This is a genomic window from Pseudoalteromonas sp. BSi20439 (genome assembly GCF_000241165.1).
GTDB lineage: Bacteria > Pseudomonadota > Gammaproteobacteria > Enterobacterales > Alteromonadaceae > Pseudoalteromonas.
Genome location: NZ_BADW01000093.1, coordinates 1 through 23,246, shown reverse-complemented (window position 1 = coordinate 23,246; position 23,246 = coordinate 1). Strand labels below are relative to the sequence as shown.

Here is a 23,246-nt window from a genome sequence, read left to right as displayed (position 1 = left end):
TCACGTTCATGTCAGCAATGTAAACTTACCGCATATCTTTAATAATAAATATTATCGCTGGTACTCATAACTTACGCGCGGTGTAATATTACACAATAACTCGTAAGAAATGGTATCAGCACATTGTGCAATCTCTTCTACTGGTAACTCCGGCCCCCACATAATCACCTCATCACCCACTTCGACGTTGTGCACGTTATTACCTATATCAAGGGTGATCATGTCCATGGCTACACTACCCACAATACCGTAACGATGACCATTTATAATCACAGGTGTGCCTTCTTTCGCATGACGCGGATAACCATCACCATAGCCCAGTGCAACCACAGCCAACATCGTAGGTTTATCACTTTGCCAGCGACCGCCATAGCCTACTTGCTCATGTGCCCCCACATTACGCACTGCTATCACCTTAGTAGTTAAGCGCATCACTGGCTTTAATTGATGATCTTTACCTGTGTGATTGGCCATAGGCGATACACCGTAAAGCATTAGCCCAGGTCGAACCCAATCACCATGACCACTCGGCCACGCTATAATTCCTGCTGAGTTCGATAAACAATGGGCTTGCTCAACCTCTTGGGTTAAATTATCAAACAAAGCAATTTGCTGCACTGTTTTAGTATTTTTTACATCATCGGCACAGGCAAAATGGGTCATTAAATTTATTTTGTTTTGTGCATTTGGGCTGGCTTGTAGGCGCTGATAAAACATATCAAACTGCTCAGGCGCAATACCTAAACGATGCATGCCGGTATTTATTTTTAACCAGCAATTTAAGGGCGCATCTAGCTGCGCACTTTCCAACATTTTTAGCTGTATTTCGTCATGAATAATAGTTTGAAAATTATTCGCCAGTAGAATAGGTAAGTCTTCTTGATGAAAAAAACCTTCTAGCAACACAATCGGTTTTGTAAGGCCACCGGCACGCAGTGCTAACGCTTCATCTATACGCGCAACCGCAAATGCATCTGCTTCATTTAAGTGCTGCGCAATAGTGACTAAACCATGCCCATAAGCATTCGCTTTAAGCACGGCCATGACTTTACTATTGGGCGCAAAGCGTTTTACTTGCGCTAAGTTATGTTCAAGCGCGGTTAAATTAATTTCAGCAGTGGCTAAGCGCATTAGTAATCATCATCTACAGCAGGCCCCGCATAATTATCAAAGCGAGAAAATTGACCTTGGAAAGTTAGGCGCACTTTACCAATCGGACCGTTACGCTGTTTACCGATAATAATTTCGGCAATGCCTTTTTCAGTACTGTCTTCGTTGTATACTTCATCACGATAAATAAACATGATCAAATCGGCATCTTGCTCAATAGAGCCTGACTCACGTAAATCTGAGTTAATTGGACGTTTATCAGCACGTTGCTCTAGAGTACGGTTAAGCTGCGATAGAGCAACAACCGGACACTGCAACTCTTTCGCTAGTGCTTTGAGTGAGCGGGAAATCTCGGCAATTTCTAAAGTACGATTATCAGACAGACTAGGTACACGCATTAATTGCAGGTAATCGACCATGATCATACTAATACCACCATGATCGCGTGCTATACGACGCGCACGTGAGCGAACATCGGTAGGTGTCAAGCCTGAGGCATCATCAACGTACATTTTGCCTTTCTCCATGAGTAACCCCATGGTTGATGAAAGGCGCGCCCAGTCATCGTCATCTAGCTGACCAGTACGTACTTTGGTTTGGTTAATTCGGCCAAGGGACGCCAGCATCCTCATCATAATTTGTTCTGAGGGCATTTCTAATGAGTAAATAAGCACCGGCTTGTCTTGAGTCATTGCGGCATGTTCAGCAAGGTTCATCGCAAAGGTGGTTTTACCCATTGATGGACGCGCTGCCACAATAATTAAATCAGATGGCTGCAAGCCTGTGGTCATTTTATCAAGATCAGCATAACCTGTACTCACACCGGTCACACCATCTTGTGGTGATTGGTAAAGCTCTTCTATTTTATCAACGGTTTTTTCAAGTATATTGTGAATGCTTTGCGGACCATCGCTGCTTTTTGTACGCTGCTCAGCAATTTTAAATACTTTACTTTCAGCAAAATCCAGTAAGTCGTGACTAGTTCGCCCTTCTGGGTTAAAACCTGCTTCGGCTATTTCGTTAGCAACGCCAATCATTTCACGTACTACGGCGCGCTCGCGCACGATACTCGCGTAAGCGTCAATATTAGCAGCACTTGGGGTGTTTTTTGCTATTTCGGCTAAATATGCAAATCCACCAATACCTGACAACTGATTATTTTTTTCTAAACTTTCAGAAATAGTGATTAAATCAATTGGATCGCCAATTTCAGCAAGAGCTGTCATCGCCTCAAAAATAAGCTTATGGGTACGGGTATAAAAATCCTGTGACACAACAAGTTCAGCTACGCGATCAAATGCTTGGTTATCAAGCATTAAACCACCTAAAACAGATTGTTCAGCTTCTATTGAATGGGGAGGAACTTTAAGAGTGTCGACTTGCTTATCTGGTTTGGCCATAACTTCACAGTACTAAAATTGAATAGCCCTATTCTATCGACTTGGCGGGGCTGTGCAAATAGCAAAGCAGGAAATCTTTTCCTGCTTTTTGTTACTTGAAATAAAATGGGTGTTTATTGGCGTTTAAGTTCGATAACACCGCTAATAGTATTCATTTCTACGCTAGCATCTGTGCCATTAGTATTAAACTTAATTCCACTTGCAGGGCCGTATTTGGCTTTTTGCACTTGATCGTCAGTTAACTGGTTGTCAATTTTACCGCCAGCGTGTGCTTCTACCTCAAATTGTGCTGATAAATCAGCAGGGAAATAAAACGCAGCGTTGCCACTAACAGATTCAAAACTCACATCAGCATCACTCAGAAGACGGTTAATTCGCACCTTAACTTCGCCATTTACGGTGCTTATTTGTAATTCTTTTATGGCATCTAGATTAAAGTTGATATCACCATTTACGTTTTCTAAGCGAATATCGTTGGCCGTCGAGTTTGATGTAATATTGCCATTAACTGCGCTAAAACGAACTTCACCGCTAGATTGCTGATCATCAATCAAACCATTAACGGTTTCAAATTGAACTTTACCATTAAGTGCTTTTGCCTTGATGTCACCATTTACACTGGTCAGCTTAATATCACCATTAAGATCATTTACAGTAATAGCCCCATTAACTACGTCAATTTCAGTGCCTTTTTGTAACTCTTTGGCCGTTACCGACGCATTAACACCAACAAATTCCAGCGCGCTACTTTTTGGCATAAAAATAGTGAGCGTTGAACCATTGTTATTGTTATCCCAATTAGAAAGTTCAGGCATTTTCACAATAAACTGAGTTTTATTGCCTTGTGTTTTAAGAGTATAACCTTGTGCCTTATCATCAAGTTCACCCGTTACTTTAAATTGGTTTTTATCCCAACCCGTTACTTTAATGTCACCGCGCTGGTTTTCAATGTGGATCACTCCAGCATTGGGTACCTCAATTTGCTGATCTATTTTTTCACCAGCAAATACGGCCATGGGTAATAAAGCGATCCCTAATATTATTGCTTTCATTTATTTCTCCTATATGTGTTGCCAACGAGGTGCATGCACCTTGTTAATTAAATCGAGTTGTTGTTGATAAACTTGCGCTAGCATAGACAGTAGCGCCTTGTTTTTCGGTTCATTTTCAAGTGTTTGTTTTATTGCTTGCTCTGCGTCTTCAAGTTCTTGTAACTGCACTTGCCAGTTATCGGTCAATGCTACTTGGCTTTGATATTGCACTAGTAAGCTTTGTTTTTGCTTAGTAAAAAACTCACTCATTGCCACTGCGGTATTTGTCTCTGGTGCTTTAAATAACACCACCGCACTCACTAAAGCCGCGGTAAAACATGCAGCAAGAGCGGTGAGTTTCGGCCAATATTTATTAGTATTTATAAAGGGCTGATTATTAGCTATTATTGCGCGCTCGATTCCACCCCACAGTTCTTTTTTTGGTGGGATACTTTTATCTAACTGGGTTAAAGACTCATTTAAATAGTCATCAAAATTTGTTTTACTCATTTTCGTACCACTGCTTTAATAATTGCCTTGCACGATGATATTGCGCCTTACTAGAGCCTACCGCCATGCCTAACAGGGTTGCAATTTCTTCATGCCTATAACCTTCTACCGCATACAGCACAAATACCATTCTTGCTCGCTCAGGCAGCCTAACAATTAATTTATCCAGTCCATTTAGTCCGTTACAGTCATTTGCAGTTTGTTCATCCATACCGCTTTGCTCAAAGCTAATTACTTTATTAAGCCAATGTTTTTGCCTACGCACATAACTAATAGCAATATTACTGGCGACACTATAAAGCCAAGTGGAAAATTGCGATCGCCCATCAAACTGCGTTATTTTTTTCCATACTTGTACAAACACTTCTTGGGTAGCATCTTGCGCATGCCCCTCATCGGCTATGAGCCTCAGGCATAAGCCATAAACTTTTGCTTTATGCATGTCATAGAGCGCTTTATAGGCTAACTGGTCGCCATTTTTAACTTGATCAATAAGCATTTGCTGCACTTGATCAGTTATTGGCTGATTAGCGTCCATTAACATCGCAAATTTTTCCTATTTATAATTATGTAATTGCAATTTAACTTATTAGACGCGCAGAAGAATAGAAAGGTTTAAATAAATAAAAAATAAAGGGACCTGAGCCCCTTTATTATTAAGTTTAATGATAAAAAAATGAGTTTTAAATAATCGGCTCATCCTCTGGCACTTTATAATACCAGCCTAAAAACACGATTTTAGGTTTCAAATTACCACCGGGGCTATTATTGGCATTTAATAACGCCGAATCAAAGTGAATACCACTCCCCCCATTTGCATTTACTGACGCTCCGCGCACCGTACCAAACAAGGCACCCGAGCCAGTTAATTTAACTGATGTAAGAGGTGCATAAATAGCGGCATATAATTGTGAGTCGCTCTGAATTAATATGCCATCGTTACCAACAAAAGAAGAAAACACCTGAAAAGCGGGATGCCCACTTGGCGCTAACCCCTGATCTTCAACAATCACTTTTGCAGATGCCCCAATGTTAAATTTACCAGTAGTAATAATTGTTAAGCTACTACCCGCTTTAACTGTTAGTTTAGAGTTGTTTTGCATATCAAACTGACCATCAACAACCCAAATAACATCGCCACCATCAATAGTCACGGCAGCATTACTAGAGAGCTTTACTCCTGTAAAACCAAAAATATACTCGCTCGGTGCCGCATCTGCTGGTATTTGTGGTAAACCACTAAAAATGAATACTTCATCTGTTGTTGCGGTTAAATCACTAAAACTGCCACTAATTGATTGACCTTGCTTAGGTTCAAACGCATAAACTGCTCCGCCACCTAAAGCAAAGTTGGTATAACTGGTAGTATCATCAATTAAATTAATAACCCGTGCTGGAATATTAATTGGGTCACAGCTAGTGTCTGGGTTAGTAGGATCATACCCAGGAAGAGTAGGATCAGAGGTAGAGACAGCCTCAACTTCGGGGTTTACATTAAATTGCACTGCAGTGTAAGCACTTCCGCCTTGAGCATGGGCACTGTCGCCAAAACTTCCTGAACCGCCATATAATATATCCAGCCCTTCTGCATTTATGTTATCTATAAAAGTACCTTGCGCCATACTTACGTCGCCGTTTACACGAACATACCCTGTAATATGCCCACCACCACGTTGGTAAGAAAAATCGCCTTGAGTTCGAACATTCCCTTCAACGCGCAAAGTACTAGTATCTCTGCCGCCAGAAATTTCTACCCCACCATTTGAGTGTATATCACCTAAAATAATACCGTCGCTTTGTAAATAAACTATCCCGGTGGCTTTAATATCACCTCGGATAGAATCACCACCCACACTTACATCGGCGTCTTCATCAATAGTGGCAACATCCCCTTCACTGGTGTTTGTTTCATCATAAGTACCCAAATCAGAATCATAGCTGTCTATAACACCACTACCACGTAAATTTAAGCCAACACACCCCACCAATGCATTAGTAAATAGTGAGCCTGGTGATGCCGGCACAAACCCATAGCGTGCAACTAAATTACTTTGCGCGTCGTCGTCATAGCGGCTACCTTGGCTGGTGATTTCTATTTCACCCGCGGCATTAATCGCAACCGATGAGCTAAACTTTGAATCACTTACCTCACCAGTACCTGTTATAACCCCTGAATCAGCAACCATCTGAATCATATCTAAGCTGCTGTCATCGTTAAGCTTTTGCTGCATAGCTTGGGCTTGTTCAAAAACACCTTTTTCAGCCAACAAGCGACTATTAATTTTCTTTTGAAAATTACCACTTAATCGTTCTTGAACCACGTTTTCTCTTAATGAACTCAGCACAACAACACTTGAAATACCAAGTAAAATAAGGACTATAACCAGCGTAAAACCTTTATCTCTTATACGTTTCATGAGCCGAATACTCCTGATAAAATAACGCTAGATACAGCTATATTCATCTCCACTGCATTATTAAACTGCCCAGGTAATCCCTCCGGCTTAATATTTACTGTAACCACATTATTATTGATACTAAAACTTAATGTCTCTACGCCCGTTAACAACCTTTCGGGAGTGTCTGCATCTTTCGCACACATTAAGTTATTGTTCTGTAAGTAGTAACGTTCAACAACAGCAACACTAGACACATCACCATTGCACGTGATCACTCCAGCTGGCATGGTATAGGTAATAGTCATTCCGTCAGCCGATACCACTGGCAAATCAAATGATTGCTTAGTACTTCTTGTCAAAACCGTATTACTGTAACGCAATACCTCTTGTGCATTTTCAAGCTCTTTGCTTACTTGAATACCACTTTTTATTGCCGAGTACGACAAGCTAACACCTGCTAGCAAAAAAGTGCCTGCAGCCATTGCAACCATTAACTCAACAAGGGTAAACCCTTTTGCAACTCGCCAGTTTTTCATGGGCATTCTCCACTAATGTCAGGATAAGTTGCATTTAAAGTAATTTGATTAATTACATTATCGGTTAGGCGCTCATCCTGCCATGAAATACTGACTTGCATTTCATTAGCGTAACTAGCCGGTAATGACAAACTATAATCGGCAATTTGTGGAGCTAATGACGCTTTAAAAGCAACATCATTAAAAAAGTCGGGGTTATCTTTTTGCAGGGTACATAAATGAGGCCATATTTGCTCTATGGTATTTTGAGCCTGAATTAACGATACCGTATAGTTAAAACTATTAGTAGCATACTGCAATGACTTCAGCTGAGCTGCCGCTAATCCCAACAATGCAATTCCTGCTACAACAACAGCTATCATAACTTCAAGTAACGTAAAGCCTTTTTGCAACTTCATCATGCGCACCCATTTAAAGACACATCAGCTAACCAACTCTGCCCACTTTTTAAAATGCACAGATAATAATCTTTTGTATCGCTAATGCCATCTTTAACCAATATAGTAGCAGCAGCAGATACTTCACCTGTTGCTTTTACTTCACGATCTTGTAGGTTAATTTCTATATTAGAGTAGTTAGAAACAAACTCACGCAACACTTCATCAGAGCCACTTTCAGAACTAACTACCTGCCACTTTGTACCTGCAGTAACTAGTTTAAGATTAACTTCTCGCTTGGCCGCTTCGCTTCGTGCATATTTATATACGCTAATTAATTGGTTAGCCGTTGTTACTATTCGGTCTTGTTGAATCTGCTTTATAAAGCTAGGCACAGCCACTGTCGCTAAAATACCAATGATACTCAGCACGACACTTAGCTCTATGAGTGTAAACCCTCGCGACTTTTGCATTTTATTTACTCCCAACAGTCAGTGCCTTGTGCCTCAACACTGCCATCATGCTTAATTATTAATGCCCCACATCTGTCCGCAGCTTGAGCAGATCCTGTTTTAGGTGTTGCCTTCAACGAGTAACCTCTGTTTTTAAAATCAGCCGTAGCGCCTGTTACTTTATTCGTGGGTGTATAACTAAACGTATAATATTCAGTGTTAGCAGCTGCATCAAACGCATTAGGGTACCCACCATTACGAGAGTAAACTCGTTCTAGCGTGGCACTGTATTGTAATATTTGCTGCTGCACATCTGCACGCCGACTTCGCTCTAAGTAACTTTGATACGAAGGCAACGCAACGCTGTAAAGAATACCTATAATCGCCACTACAATTAAAAGCTCGACTAAAGTAAACCCAGCACAAATAATTCTTTTGTTGTAATTTATTAACATTGATCAAACTTTTATAACCATAAAGCACTAATATAGCTCATACCATAGTTTTGTCAATATTGCAAAAAAGGAACAGAATGAATTAATATACTGAATTTATTAAAGTTAAAGCGGTTTAACTTTTTTAAGAACTTTTAAATGGGGTAGGTTGTTTGTATATATAAGAGAGTAATAAAAACCTGAGTTCTGAATAGTAAATTAATTAGTATCAATTCGCTTGATGAAGTGAGCTATTTTAAGGAAGGAAAATAGTGTCGATATCAAGGCAAAAATTTCGTTGTTTAGTTGTTCTAAATGAGACGTTTTTAATGCAGCTAGCATCTGATTTAGCCCCTCAAAATGATTAAGTATTATTGCAGATTGGTGTAACCAAGCTGCTTTTAGCAAGCTCAAAGCTATTGGGTAAAGTGCCTTTAATTTTGATCAAAAAAAACCGTGCCTAAGCACGGTTTTTTTAACTTAATTTTAAAAAATTAAGCTTCAGCAATAACGATTACTTTAATAGTAGCTGTTACGTCTGAGTGTACTGCGATTGCAACGTCAAATTCGCCAGTCTCACGGATAGTACCTAGAGGTAAACGAACTTCTGATTTAGCAACTTCAACACCAACAGCTGAGATAGCGTCAGCGATGTCACGAGTACCGATTGAACCGAATAATTTACCTTCGTCACCAGCTTTAGATACTAATGTAACTTCTGCTAATGCTTCAAGTTTGTCAGCGCGTGCTTGTGCTGCAGTTAACTGTTCAGCGATTTTTGCTTCTAGTTCTGCGCGACGTGCGTCAAACGTTTCAATGTTTGCTTTAGTTGCAGGAACTGCCTTACCTTGTGGGAAAAGGAAGTTACGTGCGAAGCCAGATTTAACAACAACCTGGTCACCTAGGCCACCTAGGTTAGCGATCTTATCTAGTAGAATAACTTGCATGTTTCTACACCTTTTAAAAACGTGTTAATCCGCTGCTTACTTATGTAAGTCAGTGTATGGAAGAAGGGCTAAGTAGCGAGCACGCTTAATAGCAGTTGCTAGCTGGCGCTGGTATTTAGCGCTAGTACCTGTGATACGGCTAGGTACGATTTTGCCACTTTCTGTAACATAGTTTCTAAGAGTAGCTAGATCTTTGTAATCGATTTGTTGTACGCCTTCCGCTTTAAAGCGGCAGAACTTACGACGTCTGAAATAACGTGCCATGAGATTAATTCCTCAAATAATTCTTTCTATATGCTGAGCATGCAAAACCAATTGGCTAAGGCCGTTACGACCTTCGTGGCGATTTAAAAAACCACTCACTTGCAATGCCTGCCCAACGTGCAAATGTTGAGTCTGTTGTTGCATTTGCTTACCACTGGCAACCACCTGAAGCCTCACATAACTATTACGGTTAAGATCTGCTTCAACTTGCATTGATTTATGTTCTACAACAAAAATACAATGCGGTATGCCCGCGGGGCTTTGGCTAAACTTGGGTGTTTTACAAACAACCCCCGATATAACCAGCTGATTCGTATATGGGCTAACCATTATAGTAACTGCTGACTACGTGCCATGCTAGGACTCAAAACAATTAAGCAGCTGGTGCTTCTTTCTTCTCTTCTCTTACAAGAGGAGACGCTTCAGTTACAGCGTTTTTAGTACGCATAACTAAGTTACGAAGCACTGCATCGTTGTAGCGGAAAGTAGTTTCTAGCTCGCTGATTACTTCAGTTGGTGCTTCAACGTTCATAAGAACATAATGAGCTTTATGAAGCTTGTTGATTGGGTAAGCCAGTTGACGACGGCCCCAGTCTTCAAGACGGTGGATAGTACCACCTGCTTCAGTGATAGAACCAGTATAACGTTCGATCATACCAGATACTTGCTCACTCTGATCAGGGTGAACCATGAATACGATTTCGTAATGACGCATGGATATTCCTTACGGTTAATAGAGCCTTCTACCGTTTCGGCCGGTCGGTTTAAGGCAAGGAATTAATAGTTTAAAAGCCGAAATGAGCGCGCATTCTACGCTTAGTAGGATAATTAAGCAAGCAGCTTTTTAAGCTTTGATAGATAAGGGTTCGGGGTTCGGGGTTCGGGGTTCGGGAAGGGATTATTGGATGCTCCTTTTATATCAATAAGTAAAATAAAGATAAGTGTTTAATATTTACTAGGTAGGCGCGAGCTTGCTCGCTTGAAAAGCGAAGCTTTTAATTACTTAAGCCCTACATTTGCCCCTAAAATATAAACATTTACTCAAATCTAAAGCCGTGCAATTATTAAACAGCACATTATTTAATAAGGATATTTATGAAGCTCTTACTATCGCTTGTGTTAATACTTACTTTTAGTACACCTTTTTTAAGCCATGCAGACACCGCTACAACCGACATAACCGTGGGTAAAAAGGTCATTCTACAATCAAAAATACTTAACGAAGACAGACCTATCAGAATATTCATACCTGACAATGTAAAAGACGATCAGCCGCTCTATGTTATTTATTTACTTGATGGTGTTGAGCACTTTCATATGGCGTCTGGCGTAATCAAATCCCTTGTTGATTACGAGCAGATACCTAATGCAATGCTTGTTGCTATCGATACAACCAACCGCGTTCGTGATTACTTACCTAAAGTACAAGGGGAGCCTAAAACTGAGTTTCAAACCTTTGTTAAAAGTAAATGGCCTGACGCAGGGCAAACCGATAATTTTTTAAAGTTTGTGTCTGATGAGCTCATGCCCTATATAAATAGCAACTACCCAACTAATGGTTACAACACCTTAATTGGTCATTCTAATGCTGGTACATTAGCGCTTTATACTTTAGTTAATCAGCCGGAATTATTTAACAACTATATAGCCATAAGCCCAAATAGTTGGTGGAGTGATGAAGAGTTAAAAAGTAATATCACTAAATACACTAAAAACCCTAAAGGCGCTCAAGCGTTATTTATTAGTGTAGCAAGTGAAGGCGCACGCTTTTATACAGGTGCATTAAATACTTTGGTAAATTTAGAGCAACAAATGCCTACGCAACTAAAATGGGAATATAAGCATTACCCCTCTTTTACTCATATGGGCACCATACTTCCAGCACTTAGCGATAGCTTAATTCACTTATTTAGCGACCTAATATTTAAAGTGACTGACGAGCACGGAAAATTCGCTGATGTATCATTGATTACCGGTTATTACCAAGCACTTAGTGATAAGTACGGATTTGAGCTTAAAATTCCACAAGATGTGTACGTAGAATTTGCCCACAGCCAGCAAGAGTTTGGTAACACTAAAAAAGCTATTTCAACACTAAAACACTTTACTAACGATTACCCTAATGCTGCTTACTCTCACATGCGATTATCGCAAGGCTACACTGCTAATAAACAGTTCAAAGAGGCATTCACTAGTATGAAACACGCACTAGAACTTGCTAAACAGAACTCGCGTGACCCATTGTTAATCGATGCACTGCAAGATATGGTGAATGAAGCACAAGAAAATTTGTAGCTCATTAATTTAAAAGCATTACGAGCTTTGCTCGTCGCGCCAGCAAGCTGTACGCATACACTAAAGAAAGCATTAGCCTATAAACAAAAAACCGATGTTTAAACTAAACATCGGTTTTTCTTTGGCTAAAAGCTGACAGCTAAAAACTGACCGCTTGTCTTCATCACTTCCCTATCGCTTCTTTGGCGAATAAGTGTTTGATTGGGCCTAAGTTATCAACGAGTGAAAGCCCAACTCCACGAATCAGCTTTTTAACCGGGTTTGCACCTTCAAATAACTCTTTTAGCCCTTGCATCATGGCGATGTGTTTTTGTGCGTCGAGCTTGCGAGTACGTTCGTAATCACGCAGTGTTCGTGTACTGGCAAATTCTTTGGCGTCTTGACTTAGTAGCTCAATTAAATAAGCCGCATCTTTTAGGCCCAGATTCATACCCAGCCCTGCCAATGGATGAATGGTATGCGCTGCATCGCCCATTAACACCACCTTGCCATTAACCCATTGTTGGGCGTAACGCATTTTAAGTGGAAACGCGACGCGCTTACTTTGCACTTCACATAAACCGCATTGGCCATCTATGGCAGCCATAACTGCTTTATTAAAAGTGGTGTCGTCCATTGCTAACAATTCATCACAATGATTAGGGCTGGTAGACCACACAATTGAATGAGTATGCTCATCGCTCAATGGCAAGAACGCTAGCGGCCCTGTAGGTAAAAACACTTGGCGTGCGGTATTTGCATGTGACTCTTTGGTTTTAACTGTCGCTACTAACGCATGGTGATCGTAATCTTTAAAGCTCAGCGCCATATTAAACTGTTTACGAATCGCTGAATTTGCACCATCAGCCGCCACCAGCAACTTAGCAATAATAGGTTCGCCAGTTTTTAAATTAATAAATACATCAGACTCGCTTTGGTGTATTTGCTGATACTCGGTATTAAACATGAGTGTGGCATTACTTTGCTGCTCAAGCTCTTTTATTAGTGCAAAGCGAATAATGTCGTTTTCAACTATGTGGCCTAAATGGTCAAGCTCAAGTTGCTCGTTATTAAAGGCTATTTTACCAAAGCTATCGGCATCGCGTACATCCATGTGCGTATAAGCACAAGCTCGCTCAGCTATTATATGTGGCCATACATTTAACTGCTTCAGTAAGGTCTGGCTGGCAATACTTAGTGCACTAACTCGTAAGCCATAATCATCGCTAGGTGAAGCTTGAGTTGGCGCTGCATCTAACACAACCACGCTGATATTCGCTTTAGCAAGCCCTAGCGCCAGCGTTAAACCTACGCAGCCACCACCCACTATACAAACCTGTACTTGTTTCATAAACGTGTACCTTGTTTAACTTGTCCCATTAACTGTTTAGCCAATGGGGCTTTGAATGCGGGGAATAAATCCATTGAAAATAGCCCAATACTACGACCAAGCGCTAACACCCGTGATAAGTTTGAAAAAAGTCTGACCAGAGCATCGGTCAATGTCATTACGGTTTTTATATCATCACTGCGCTTAATTGAATATTGACGAGTAAAGGCATAACTCCCTAAATCATGTTCACTGTTTGCTATTAAGTTACTAAGCACTTGTACGTCGCGCAGCCCTAAATTAAAGCCTTGACCTGCAATTGGGTGAATGGCGTGTGCCGCGTTACCTATTACCACAGTACGGTGCGCCGTCAACGATTCGATTTGCCCATAAACCAGCGGATAACTGGCGCGCATACCGACTTTTATAAATTGCCCTGCACGATAACCAAAGGTGGTTTGCAGTACGCTTAAAAAGTCTGACTCACTTAATGCCATATGCTGATCAATATGCTCTTGACGCATACACCATACTAACGAATAACGGTTATTACTCATGGGTAATAAGGCCATTGGGCCGTTTTGAGTAAAACGCTCAAACGCATGATGGTTATGTCCACCAGCCACTTCTATATTGGCAATAATCGCGCCTTGTTCATAAGGCTGGGTATTAAAACCTAAGCCTAGCAAGTGACGGGTTGGCGATTGTGCACCGTCGGCAATCACTAACAGCTTAGCACTTAGTTTTTCGCTGCTTTGTAATGTCAGTTCATTACTTTCGGTATTTTGTTTTATCGCCGTTACGCTATCAGGGCAAAAAAGCGATATATTTGATTGCGTTAAACGTTGATGCAGCGCTCTGCCAAATGGGTTTACCTCTACCACATAGCCTAATGAGGGTTTTGCAAACTCATCACTGTGTATATGGGTTTTACCAAAGTGCCCTTTGTCTGACACACTGACTTTTTTTATGGCTGCCGCATAGGGAGCGTTTATTTCAAATAAACTGAGGCTTTGTAAATACTCCACCGACTGCTGTGCAAGTGCGATGCTTCTGTCGTCAAAACTTGGGTGATAATCTGTGGTTACTTGATTTGCTTCAACCACGGCAATATGTAGGCTGGGATTTTTTTTACTTATGCTCAGTGCGCAACTTGCGCCAACTAAACCACCGCCAATAACTACAACATCAAACTGCTTAGCCACTTTTATCTCCAAGCTTATGCGTTTTTAGCGCTTTGCATTAGCGCTTCTATTTCACTAATTGTTTTAGGCACACTAATGGTTAAGTTATCGTGACCTGAATCAGTTACTAATAAGTTATCTTCAATACGAATACCTATACCTTGGTATTTTTGAGGCGCATTTGAGTTTTTACTAATATACAGCCCAGGCTCAATGGTTAGCACCATACCCGGCTCTAAGGCGCGATCTTGGTTATTAACCTTATAATCACCCACATCATGAACATCAAGTCCTAACCAGTGACCAAGGCCATGCATGTAGTATTCTTTACAGGCACCTTGTGCCATTAACTCATCAAAATCGCCGGTTAAAATACCTAAATCGAGTAACCCTTGGGTTAGCACTTTCATAGCGAGCTTATTTGCCTGAGATAAGTAGCCACCGGGTTTTATTTCGCTAAATGCGACTTCTTGCGCTTTAAGTACAATATTATAAAGCGCAGCTTGCTCGGTGCTAAATTTTCCGTTAACCGGGAAAGTACGCGTTATATCGGCGGCGTAGCCTTGTAGTTCACAACCTGAATCAATCAGTACTAAGTCGCCATTGTTTAATACATCGCTATTTTGGGTGTAATGCAAAATATTGGCGTTATCGCCACTGCCGACAATAGTGCCATAAGCAGGATGTGGCGCCCCATTCATTGCATAGTGATGATGAAGCTCAGCTTCTAGTTGAAACTCAGTTGCGCCAACGTGGGAAAAACGCATGGCTCGCATGTGCGCTCGAGCACTTATTTCACAGCCCTCACGCATAATGTTAATTTCGTTTGGCGATTTAAATAAGCGCATTTCGTGCAATAAATGGCGAATATCTTTAATTGTACTCGGTGCTGCATCCCCTTTTTTAGGAGCGCTGCGCAAAGTGTTGAGCATTGAAAATACTTTGCCGTCAAAGGCAGGATACGTCCCTTGTGCATAAAATAAAATCTGTTGGCCGTTCACCAAATTCAATAATTGTTCATTTAGCTCACTAAGTGCATAAGTTTTGTCGAATAAGTATTCGCTTTGCGCTTTTTCAAAACCAATGCGCCTGCCGTGCCATACTTCTGCAAGTTTGTCCTTATCTAAACAAAATAATAGTGAAGGCGTATCACTGTTCTTACAAAGCACCAACACGGCATCGGGTTCGTTAAAACCAGTTAAGTAAAAAAAGTCACTGTCTTGTCGAAACGGATAATGAGTATCACGGCTACGCGTGAGTTCTGTTGCTGCGGGAATTATAGCAATACTGTTATTATCCATTGCCGCCAATAAACGCTCGCGGCGCGCTTTAAACTCTGACTTTTGTATTTCAACCATTAATAACTAACCCATTACTTTTATTGTGTTGCTCAATTAATGCAGTGTTTTTTTGTTGCTTTGTGGATTTTGCTCTTTGCCTAGCTCAGCAAAACACAGAAGCGCCGATACGCGGACGTACTCAATCACTTCATGCAGTGCTTGGCTATCTTCTTCGGTTTCTTCAAAGGTTGTATCTAGGCGTGTAATTTCGCTAAAGTCACTGATCACTTCTTTTACATCTGCCGACAGCTTGCCATAGTCTTTTTGCTTTAAGCCAAAGCCCAACATAAACCCAGCTACCCATGATACGAGCCCGTTGGCCTGATCGATGAGTGTTTCGTCATCACTAGGTAAAAACAAGTCAAATTGAAACTCTTCGTTATTAAAACTTTCAACCACTTGTTGATAAATTTGGCCAAAAAACTGCTTTAAATCGTTGCTAAACGACTCGCCATCATTAAATACATCGCTCAATAAGCCTAAGTATTCTTTATCATCAATGCTTAACCCACAAGCAAGTAAACCGCTAATAACGCCATGCGCTTCTGCGGGTGATACAAATATTTCATTTTTCTCTAAAAGAAGTTGGGCTTTTTCGTAATCTGGTAAGTTATTCATAATGACGTCTTCGCTTTGCTAATTAAAGCAATGCTACCACTCGATAAAAAGCAACTCCAATGAATTCTATGACTGAGGTCAAAAGCAAGCGATTGAAAAGCTGATTAAGTTCAAAAAGCAATCTTAAAAGTAAATACAAGATTAGGGTCTGTTGACCCTTCAAGGTTAAATTTGCAGCAGTCTGTTTGGTATTTAGGCAAGGCAGAGCCTATGTGGTGTGGTTATTCCCCATAAATAGGTGATAACGCAGCATCAATGCCAAACAGGCGCTGCCCTTCGGGTTCTGCCTAGGGGCGATTTACTCTTTGTTGCTCGGTTTTTACTTAGCCCACTAGGTTACAAACCTCGCGCCGCGATTAAACCACCCCTAGTTTGAACAAATTTTAATCCGCAAAGGTCAACAGACCCTAAATTTGCAGGAAAACTGAGCGAACAGTGTAATTTTTTACGATTGGGGTTTAAGGATTGGAATATGTCTTATATACTGAATTTGTTCCCTGGGGTGCAGGAGCTTGGTTAAGTCCCTGAGCCGATAAATTTTATACCAGGATTTTTGTTCGTCTACTATTGTGCAAGCTCGGCATGTACCGAGAAGCCTACGGTAGACCGCAGATTTCCGCCCTGAAACCTCAAGGTTTCAGGACTGACACCGGGCACCGCATGCTCGGGGAACACCTTCCTTTATAGCTTAGGTTCTCAAGCATTTCTTTAGACTAAATATTCCCTATCTTTCGTCTTTAAATATATCGAACTGCGTCTCCACAGCCCGATATTTAATTTTATTTCTAACGCCTATCCCTTTGTCTTTCTAATGCCTAACACTACTTAAACCAACCTTGAAAGCGCTCCATAAGCATATAGTTAACTGGAACAAGTAATAAAGTTATAAAGGTCGCAAATATGATCCCGAACCCTAAGCTCACAGCCATAGGAATTAAAAACTGCGCTTGAGTCGCCTTTTCAAACAGCAATGGCATTAAGCCTATAAAGGTGGTTAAACTAGTGAGCATAACCGGTCGAAAACGCGCTACGCCAGCAGTTTTAACCGCTTCCATTAAATCGAGCCCTTCACTGCGCTTCTTATTAATAAAATCAACCAGTACTAACGAGTCATTCACAACCACACCAATTAACGCAAGCATGCCTAGTAAGCTCATTATGGTAAGCTCCATCCCCATTATCCAATGACCGATTACCGCGCCTATCATGCCAAAAGGAATAATACTCATCACCACCAGCGGTTGTAAGTATGATTTAAAGGGAATGGCGAGTAATCCATAAATGACAAAGAAGACAAAGATCATTCCCCACAGTAACGAACCAAACGATTCGCGCTGCTCTTTCGCTTCGCCTTCAAGCGAGTGGCTAACACCTGGGTACTGTTGAACTAACTCATCTAAATAAGCCTTTAAATCGGCTTGTAAAACGGTCATATTGGTATCGGTTTTTTCTACATCTGCCGATACATTAAGCGTACGGTAACGGTCGATACGGGTAATAGTTGATGGGCTTTGACCCGGTACTAAAGTGGCTACGTGCGATAACGGCACTCGCCCACCATTAGGCGTTTGTATTAATATATCTTTTAAATCAGCAACTGAGCGTCTTTCATCTATAGGTAAGCGCACCATAACACGCACATCATCGCGCCCGCGTTGAATGCGTTGCACTTGTACACCAAAAAATGAGTTACGCACTTGCCTTGATACATCAACCCTATTTAGCCCAAGGGCTAATCCTTGCTCTGTTAACTCTATTTGCAGCTCTTCCTTACCGTCAGACATGCTATCGGCAATATCAAATACACTGGGGTACGTCGCTAAACGTTGTTTAATTTGCTCAGCAACAGTTTGCAGTGTGCTAATAGAATTACCCGATAATTGAACATCTATAGGGTTTGAGCTTCGGCCTATCTCAGCTCTGAATGTTAAGCTTTCAGCTCCTGGCACTATACCTATCAGTTGCCGCCACTCTTTTACCAATTCACGCGAGCCGATATCTGACTCTCGCTGTTCTGCTGGGGTGATTTCAAAGCGCACACTACCCGAGTTAGCAGCCCCTCCTCTTCCACCAGTGCTGGCTAAAATGTTAAGGATAATACTTTGTCCTGTTTCTTCATCTTGATACTTACGCTGAAGCTCTCTGGCTTTATCTGACATATCAATAATGTATTTATTGGTAACCTCAAACGGGGTGCCTGCAGGAAAAGTTAAATTAACGCGTACAGTTTCACTTGGGATCCGCGGGAAGAAAATAAACTTAGTCCAACCACTGGTGATCATAGTTAAAATAATTAAAAATACGCCCATAAATAAACTGACTGTAGCCAATTTATTACGTAGTGCTAACCCCAATACCGGTTGATAATATTTTAAAATGGCATGTTCAAAACCATCTGCAAAACGCTGTTGAAGTTGTTCCAATTTAGAGCCTTCGCCTTTTTGTTGACGCAGTTTGATATATTTTAAATGCGCAGGTAAGACAAATTTAGACTCTATAAGAGAGAATAATAAAACAGGAATAACCACCACCGGAATTTGCGCAAAAATAGCGCCGCGAGCGCCTTCTATAAAACCTAAGGGTAAAAAAGCAGCTACGGTTGTAAGTACCCCAAAAGTAACGGGCGTAGCAACTTCTTGAGTCCCTTTTATGGCAGCCTCTTCACCGGATTTAGCAGTTTTTAAGTGGGTATACACGTTTTCCCCAGTGACAATGGCATCGTCCACCACAATCCCCAGCACGAGTATAAAACCGAATAAGCTAATAACATTAATGGTGACACCAAATGCCGCCATTGCCATAAATGCACCCATAAACGAAACCGGGATACCAATAAACACCCAAAACGCAATGGCTGGTCTTAAAAATAAAGTCAGCAATCCCAGTACTAAAATACCACCTTGTAAGGCATTACTAGTCAGTGTTGCAATACGACTCTTTACTACCTCTGAGTCATCATCCCAATAGCTCAGGTAAAACCCTTGCGGTAAATTAGCTTGCTCACTGGTAATATAATTCTTAACTGCATCAGCCACTTCTATCGCACTTTGCGGACCAATACGATACACATCTATAAAAGCCGCTTGCTTACCATTAAAGCGGGTGCGCACGGGGGTTTCTTCAAAGTCATCGTTAATGGTTGCGATATCACTTAAACGAATAATGGTGCCATCAGCCTGATTTTTTATCACTATGTTGGCAAATTCATCTTTTCGATAGGCTTGCCCTTTTGAGCGAATAAGTACATCACCGCCCTCTGTTTTAAGATTACCGGCAGAAATGTCTGAGCTTGAATTAGCAATAGCGCTAGATACTTGTGCCAGGGTTAAATCGTATTGGCGCAGCGTATCTTGGCTTACTTCAATTGCCAGCTCATAGTTGCGTACGCCGCTTAGTTCAACTTGGGTAATAGCCGGAATTCGCAGTAATTGATCACGTACTTGCTCTGCGTATTCTAAGGTTTCTTTTTCGTTGTAGTCGCTTGAAACTGTAACAGCAATTACTTCACGCTTACGCTGGATTAACCCTATTACTGGTTTTTCTGCATCCGCTGGAAAAGTATTAATGGCATCAACACGGCTTTTTATATCCGCTAACAGTTCACGCTCATCGTAGCCGGTATCAACTTCGACACTGACTTGTGATGATCCCTCAGAAGAGCGACTTGATATTTGTTTAATACCTTCGAGATCTTGTAATGCTTCTTCTATACGTATGGTGACCCCTTTTTCTGCATCTTCAGGGGTTGAACCACGTAAGCTCACGCTAATATTAATCCGATCAGAAACAAACGAAGGGAATACTTCTAAAGGCAATTTAGAAGAAAGGCTGAATAATCCACCCAACACAATACTAATGAGCAGTAAATTGGCAGCCACATGGTTACGAGTAAACCAAGCGATCATGGCTGCTCTCCTCGTTTTTGTGCCTTAGGAGTAGCACCCATTACCTGTACAGGTGTACCTGAACTTACCTGCCCAAGCGGTGTTAACACTAACTGGCTACCAGCTTCTAAACCTTTTTTTACAATGCCTTGCTGTGCATTTTGCCATGCTAAGGCAATATTTTTACGCTGTAGTGTGCCATTTTCAACCACATAAACATAACTGCCTTGATATATCGCACTATTAGGAATAACGAGTACCTGAGAGGCGACTTTGCCATTAATTTTAGCTTTAACATATTGGCCTATTTTTACTGGATATTGATTATCACTAGTTGATTTATAGGGGTCGTTAATTTTAGCCACTACATATAATTGCTGGGCGCTTTCATCTATTGCGCCCTCAGTACGAATAAGTTGGCCTTGCCATTGTTGCTCGCCAATTAAATCAGAAGTGAAGTTAACCGCTGAGCCACGCTGATTTTTAGCACCATCTCGATATTGCTCTGGTAAATTAATAAAAGGCAGATCTTTATTTTTGATTGGTAAGCGTATTTCAACACTGTCAGTGGCATAAATAGTCGCTAACTGCATGTTATTAGACACCACCTGACCTAGGTCGACACTGCGGTTTAATACTCGTCCAGCATAGGGCGCTTTAATTTTAGTGCGCTCAAGATTGAGTTGTGCTTTTTCTAGCTGTGCTTGAGCTGATAAAACCTGTGCTTGGGCTGCTGCTAGCTGCGGCTTTCTAAGCACTAATATGCTTGGTTCAGACTCATTCCCTAAGCGCTGCCAGTCGGTCAATGCTTGGCGACCACGAGCTTGCTCTTCTAACAAACTTTGCTCTGCATTTAATAAGTTAGCTTGTGCAGATTTAACTTCCGCTTTTAAATCGCGATCATCTAGTTGCAATAGCACATCATCTTTGGCAAAAAAGCCACCTTCGCGAAACTGCTCATTTATATCGATAATTTGACCAGAAACTTGAGCCACTAACATACTCTGAGTCCGCGGTTTAACCGTACCAAAACTATCAATTTCAACTGGGTAGTCAATTAACTGTAATGGCTTTACTGCAACATTAATTTTTGCTTTCGGTGGCGCTGAAAAACGTGATGCGGTTGGTGGATTGCCTTTAATAAACATCACTAAAAAAAGTGTAGCTATGATGATAGCGGCAGGAACAATTATTTTTTGTTTATTGAGTTTCATATTGCTTGTTCATCCTGTACGGATATTGATTTTACAAAATCGCCACCAAGGGCAACATGTAAATTAATTCGGTTAGTTAGTAGTTGATTTTTAATTTCAATCAGTGAGCTTTGCGCATCAAATGAACGGGCTTGCGCATCAAGTACTGTGGTGTAGCTAACTAAGCCACTTTGATATTGTTCAAACGATAGTTGTTCGGCGGCTAACGCATTCTCTTGTGCTTGTAATGTACTTTGGTAGCGCGCTTTGAGTGACTGCTGTTGCGAAATAGCATTTTCAACATCGCTAAATGCATCATACAAAGACTGCAGATAAGCTTGCTCTTGCTTTTGCGTTTGTAAACTGGCTATTTCTTCGTTGGCAGCAAGTCGCCCACCATTAAAAATAGGAGCTGAAATACTACCTATCAGAGACCATGCTAGGCTTGATGGAGAAAATAAGTCGCTTACCCTGCTAGTACTATCACTTAAGCCTGCACTTAAGTTTAAACTTGGGAAACGCTGTTTATGAGCATAAGCCAGTGAAGCATCTGTGGCTAACAATTGATACCAACTAGCACGTAATGTGGGTTTACGAGTAATAAGCTCTGAGGGGAGACCAAGAGGAATATCGTCATTAATAACGGGTAAGTCGTGATTAGCCGCCAGTAATCCTTTTGGATACTCGCCCAACAAGCGCTCAAGACGACGAGCAGATTGACTTAAATTTGCTTGCTGAGTGGCTATACGTGAGCGTTCATTATTTAATTCGTTACGCGCCAAATAAACATCTAACGCTTCATTTAAACCTTGGCGATAACCCGACTCAATAATCTCGAGGTTTTGTTTAGCATTAGCTTCTCTGCGCTTAAATAAATCAAGTAATTGCTCTGCACTGATTAGGTTAAACCAATTAGTTACAACATCTGCAATAAGCTGTTGTTTAGCCTGCTCATAACGAGCTTGCTGAGCAAGGTAGTTAAGATTGTCCCTGCGTTTTGCGTTTGAAAGCTTACCCCATAAATCAATTTCATAACCTAACTCTAACGATACAGAGCTCGAATTATTATAACTAACAGGGCGATTGTTTTTACTGCGCCCCACCCGTGATGAAATATCTAAGCTAGGCCACAATGCAGCACCAGTAATAATTAATTGTTGTTTTTGTATTTCTACATCGAAACGCTCTTGTCGTAGTTGTTGATTATTTTTAAGCGCTTGCGTAACTAGCTGCTTTACTGTTGGTGAAGCTAGCTTATTGAACCAAGTATCGTTTATGGCTATTACCGATTTAGCGGCAGCTTGCTGCCATTGGGTAGGTAGTGCACTCGGCGCTCGCTCACGTTGTTGCGGGTTTAAATTACTCGCACAACCGCTTAACATTATAATGCTTATTGCTAATAAAGATGGCTTACATTGCCACATCATATTTAAACCTGATTAGTGCTATTTATGAATGTTATTCAATCACTTTAGCAAACTTTGCTCAATTGACTTTACATAACATTACATAGCTTGCGATGAAATTATAGGTTCACTCAATACGCCAAGTGTTAACACAATGATCACAAAAAAATCAGCAAGCCAACTTTTAATCAAAAAGTTAATTTAAACTCTTAAAAAGTGAATATAGAAAAGACGGCAGGATTTACTGTTGGCATTACACCAGCTAAAGCGGAATAAAATTATAAATATATTTTGAGATGGAAGGTAGTTTGATGCTGAGCCAAATTTAGAATAGAAACAAAAAAGCCCCGCATATGCGAGGCTTTGTATGAATGGTGCCGACTAACCGAGTCGACGGGTAACTTGAACAGACTACTGATTACAGTTTCTTTTTCTAGTTACATTGTAAATGGTGCCGACTAACCGAGTCGAACGGTTGACCTACTGATTACAAGTCAGTTGCTCTACCAGCTGAGCTAAGTCGGCACACTAAAACAAAAAGCCTTGCATTAGCAAGG

At 41.0% G+C, this 23,246-nt stretch carries 22 protein-coding genes, 1 tRNA gene and 1 other RNA gene; 2 read left to right on the top strand and 22 right to left on the bottom strand.

From position 1 onward, the window contains the following. Window positions 1–51 precede the first annotated feature (51 nt). The 14 genes from alr to rpsF form a co-directional block, all read right to left on the bottom strand. Entirely contained in the window at window positions 52–1,131 is a 1,080-nt protein-coding gene (gene alr / locus P20439_RS08490; protein WP_008110385.1) for an alanine racemase, read from the bottom strand. After that, window positions 1,131–2,510, bottom strand: a complete 1,380-nt coding sequence (gene dnaB, locus P20439_RS08485) for a replicative DNA helicase (protein WP_008466131.1) — start codon at window positions 2,508–2,510, stop codon at window positions 1,131–1,133. Before dnaB ends, alr begins: the two co-directional genes overlap by 1 nt. Before the next feature lie 113 nt (window positions 2,511–2,623). Beyond that, on the bottom strand, window positions 2,624–3,562 hold the full coding sequence (locus P20439_RS08480; RefSeq protein ID WP_008466130.1) for a DUF4097 family beta strand repeat-containing protein: 939 nt from the start codon (window positions 3,560–3,562) through the stop codon (window positions 2,624–2,626). A gap of 9 nt (window positions 3,563–3,571) precedes the next feature. Then, a complete protein-coding gene (locus P20439_RS08475; RefSeq protein ID WP_008466127.1) occupies window positions 3,572–4,051 on the bottom strand; it encodes a hypothetical protein in 480 nt (159 codons plus the stop codon). Then, window positions 4,044–4,595 carry an RNA polymerase sigma factor gene (locus tag P20439_RS08470; RefSeq protein WP_008110393.1) on the bottom strand — a complete coding sequence of 184 codons (552 nt, stop codon included), beginning with the start codon at window positions 4,593–4,595 and terminating at the stop codon, window positions 4,044–4,046. Before P20439_RS08470 ends, P20439_RS08475 begins: the two co-directional genes overlap by 8 nt. Window positions 4,596–4,734: 139 nt before the next feature. Further along, a complete protein-coding gene (locus P20439_RS08465) occupies window positions 4,735–6,468 on the bottom strand; it encodes a PilX N-terminal domain-containing pilus assembly protein (protein WP_008466125.1) in 1,734 nt (577 codons plus the stop codon). Next, window positions 6,465–6,986, bottom strand: a complete 522-nt coding sequence (locus P20439_RS08460; RefSeq protein ID WP_008466124.1) for a PilW family protein — start codon at window positions 6,984–6,986, stop codon at window positions 6,465–6,467. The genes P20439_RS08465 and P20439_RS08460 overlap by 4 nt, the downstream gene beginning before the upstream one ends. Next, on the bottom strand, window positions 6,983–7,387 hold the full coding sequence (locus P20439_RS08455) for a prepilin-type N-terminal cleavage/methylation domain-containing protein (protein WP_370587301.1): 405 nt from the start codon (window positions 7,385–7,387) through the stop codon (window positions 6,983–6,985). Before P20439_RS08455 ends, P20439_RS08460 begins: the two co-directional genes overlap by 4 nt. Next, on the bottom strand, window positions 7,384–7,836 hold the full coding sequence (locus P20439_RS08450; RefSeq protein WP_008466123.1) for a GspH/FimT family pseudopilin: 453 nt from the start codon (window positions 7,834–7,836) through the stop codon (window positions 7,384–7,386). Before P20439_RS08450 ends, P20439_RS08455 begins: the two co-directional genes overlap by 4 nt. Before the next feature lie 5 nt (window positions 7,837–7,841). Beyond that, window positions 7,842–8,270, bottom strand: coding sequence for a type IV pilin protein (locus P20439_RS08445; RefSeq protein WP_008110403.1), 429 nt, complete (start codon window positions 8,268–8,270; stop codon window positions 7,842–7,844). Window positions 8,271–8,743: 473 nt separating this feature from the next. After that, window positions 8,744–9,196: a 50S ribosomal protein L9 gene (gene rplI, locus P20439_RS08440; RefSeq protein WP_008110407.1), complete on the bottom strand. Its 453-nt coding sequence runs from the start codon at window positions 9,194–9,196 to the stop codon at window positions 8,744–8,746. Window positions 9,197–9,232: 36 nt separating this feature from the next. After that, a complete protein-coding gene (gene rpsR, locus P20439_RS08435; protein WP_002962753.1) occupies window positions 9,233–9,460 on the bottom strand; it encodes a 30S ribosomal protein S18 in 228 nt (75 codons plus the stop codon). Window positions 9,461–9,472: 12 nt separating this feature from the next. Continuing rightward, window positions 9,473–9,790 carry a primosomal replication protein N gene (priB, locus tag P20439_RS08430; RefSeq protein ID WP_008466122.1) on the bottom strand — a complete coding sequence of 106 codons (318 nt, stop codon included), beginning with the start codon at window positions 9,788–9,790 and terminating at the stop codon, window positions 9,473–9,475. 43 nt (window positions 9,791–9,833) lie between these two features. Beyond that, the gene (gene rpsF, locus P20439_RS08425; protein WP_008110420.1) at window positions 9,834–10,175 is read right to left on the bottom strand and encodes a 30S ribosomal protein S6; all 342 of its coding nucleotides are present in this window, start codon (window positions 10,173–10,175) and stop codon (window positions 9,834–9,836) included. A 380-nt stretch (window positions 10,176–10,555) separates the two neighbouring features. Here rpsF and P20439_RS08420 point away from each other — a divergent pair, with 380 nt between their 5' ends. Continuing rightward, window positions 10,556–11,755, top strand: coding sequence for an alpha/beta hydrolase-fold protein (locus P20439_RS08420; protein ID WP_008466121.1), 1,200 nt, complete (start codon window positions 10,556–10,558; stop codon window positions 11,753–11,755). 163 nt (window positions 11,756–11,918) lie between these two features. Here P20439_RS08420 and P20439_RS08415 read toward each other — a convergent pair whose 3' ends face one another. The 4 genes from P20439_RS08415 to P20439_RS08400 are packed head-to-tail and all read right to left on the bottom strand — an operon-like array spanning window position 11,919 to window position 16,206. Next, window positions 11,919–13,085, bottom strand: a complete 1,167-nt coding sequence (locus tag P20439_RS08415) for an FAD-dependent oxidoreductase (protein ID WP_008466120.1) — start codon at window positions 13,083–13,085, stop codon at window positions 11,919–11,921. After that, complete coding sequence (ubiH, locus tag P20439_RS08410; RefSeq protein ID WP_008466119.1) at window positions 13,082–14,269, bottom strand: 2-octaprenyl-6-methoxyphenyl hydroxylase; 1,188 nt, start codon at window positions 14,267–14,269, stop codon at window positions 13,082–13,084. The genes P20439_RS08415 and ubiH overlap by 4 nt, the downstream gene beginning before the upstream one ends. 14 nt (window positions 14,270–14,283) lie before the next feature. Beyond that, window positions 14,284–15,606 carry a Xaa-Pro aminopeptidase gene (pepP, locus tag P20439_RS08405; protein ID WP_008466118.1) on the bottom strand — a complete coding sequence of 441 codons (1,323 nt, stop codon included), beginning with the start codon at window positions 15,604–15,606 and terminating at the stop codon, window positions 14,284–14,286. A 36-nt stretch (window positions 15,607–15,642) separates the two neighbouring features. After that, window positions 15,643–16,206 (bottom strand): UPF0149 family protein, encoded by a 564-nt coding sequence (locus P20439_RS08400; protein WP_008110427.1) that lies wholly within the window; start codon window positions 16,204–16,206, stop codon window positions 15,643–15,645. 491 nt (window positions 16,207–16,697) lie between these two features. On the opposite strand from P20439_RS08400, the gene ssrS reads away from it, so the two are divergent. Continuing rightward, window positions 16,698–16,881, top strand: a non-coding RNA gene (gene ssrS, locus P20439_RS18210) — 6S RNA. Window positions 16,882–17,027: 146 nt separating this feature from the next. Here ssrS and P20439_RS08395 read toward each other — a convergent pair. From P20439_RS08395 to P20439_RS08380, 4 genes are all read right to left on the bottom strand, one after another. Then, window positions 17,028–20,111: an efflux RND transporter permease subunit gene (locus P20439_RS08395; RefSeq protein ID WP_008110431.1), complete on the bottom strand. Its 3,084-nt coding sequence runs from the start codon at window positions 20,109–20,111 to the stop codon at window positions 17,028–17,030. Beyond that, window positions 20,108–21,304 (bottom strand): efflux RND transporter periplasmic adaptor subunit, encoded by a 1,197-nt coding sequence (locus tag P20439_RS08390; protein WP_008466116.1) that lies wholly within the window; start codon window positions 21,302–21,304, stop codon window positions 20,108–20,110. Before P20439_RS08390 ends, P20439_RS08395 begins: the two co-directional genes overlap by 4 nt. Further along, window positions 21,301–22,710, bottom strand: a complete 1,410-nt coding sequence (locus tag P20439_RS08385; RefSeq protein WP_008466115.1) for a TolC family protein — start codon at window positions 22,708–22,710, stop codon at window positions 21,301–21,303. The genes P20439_RS08390 and P20439_RS08385 overlap by 4 nt, the downstream gene beginning before the upstream one ends. A gap of 428 nt (window positions 22,711–23,138) precedes the next feature. Next, window positions 23,139–23,214 (bottom strand) — tRNA-Thr (locus P20439_RS08380). Window positions 23,215–23,246: the final 32 nt, after the last annotated feature.